Genomic DNA, 1,232 nt, shown 5'->3' with positions numbered 1-1,232 from the left:
CTAGTGCCGCATCAGGCAACGTTCGCCCCGTCGTGACGTGTCGCCCGGTTGCCGTGCCGGGCGACGCTGGACCGTCAGAATGATCACGTGGCTGAACGCGTACAGGTCCGTGAGATCGATGACGACGAGGGAAGGCGGCTGTTGCGGATTGTCCGCCGGGGCACCGGTTCGGTGGTGACCTGGCGGCGGGCCCAGATGGTGCTGCTGTCCGCCCAGCGCATGCCCGTGGCGAAGATCGCGGAGGTCACGTTCACCAGCGCGGACCGTGTCCGCGACGTGATCCACAACTTCAATGCCGACGGCTTCGACTCGCTTTACCCGAAGTACAAGGGCGGGCGGCCCAGGACGTTCACCCTGCCCGAGCGCCGGGAGATCAAGAAGACCGCCAAGTCCAGGCCGGCCGAGCACGGCCTGCCGTTCTCGACCTGGAGCCTGGCCAAGCTGGCCGACTTCCTGGTCGCCGAGGGGGTGGTCGACGACATCAGCCACGAGGGCCTTCGGGTTCTGCTCCGCGAGGAGGGCGTCTCCTTTCAACGCGTGAAGACCTGGAAGGCCTCCCGCGACCCCGACTACGCCACGAAGAAGGCCCGGGTCGAGCACCTTTACGCGATCGCCGACGGCGAGGTCATACCCGAGGAAGGCGAGCCCGAAGTCGTCTTCTGCATGGATGAGTTCGGGCCGCTCAACCTTCAGCCGCATCCCGGTCGGCAGTGGGCCGAGCGCGGCGGCAAGGGCAAGGACCCCGACCGCGAGCCCAGACCCCGCAGGCGGGCCACCTACACCCGACCGCACGGCGTCCGCCACCTGTTCGCCGCCTACGACCTCGCCAAGGACCAGCTCTACGGCCATGTCAAGAAGACCAAGAACCGCTCCAAGTTCCTGGAGTTCTGCCGCTACCTGCGCTCGCTGCACCCGGCGGACGTGCGCATCGCGATCGTCTGCGACAACTACTCGCCGCACCTGACGACCAAGCGCTGCCAGCGGGTCGGGGCATGGGCCGCGGCGAACAACGTCGAAATCGCCTACACCCCGACCAACAGCTCCTGGCTCAACCGGATCGAGGCCCAGTTCACCGCCCTGCGCTACTTCGCCCTCGACGGCACTGACCACGCCAGCCACAAGGAACAGGGCAGCATGATCCGCCGCTACATCATCTGGCGGAACAAGCACGCCGCCGATCAGCGGCTACGCGAAGTCGTCACCAGGGCGAACGTTGCCTGATGCGGCACTAG

1 protein-coding gene is annotated in these 1,232 nt (G+C 67.0%); it reads left to right on the top strand.

Annotation, left to right across the window (positions count from 1 at the left end; translation table 11 throughout):
- Positions 1 to 87: 87 nt before the first annotated feature.
- Positions 88 to 1,221: an IS630 family transposase gene (locus tag ACWDBB_RS36250; protein WP_449793659.1), complete on the top strand. Its 1,134-nt coding sequence runs from the start codon at positions 88 to 90 to the stop codon at positions 1,219 to 1,221.
- Positions 1,222 to 1,232: the final 11 nt, after the last annotated feature.

This window comes from Kitasatospora sp. NPDC001095, assembly GCF_053598615.1.
This window is presented reverse-complemented; position numbering and strand designations above follow the sequence as displayed.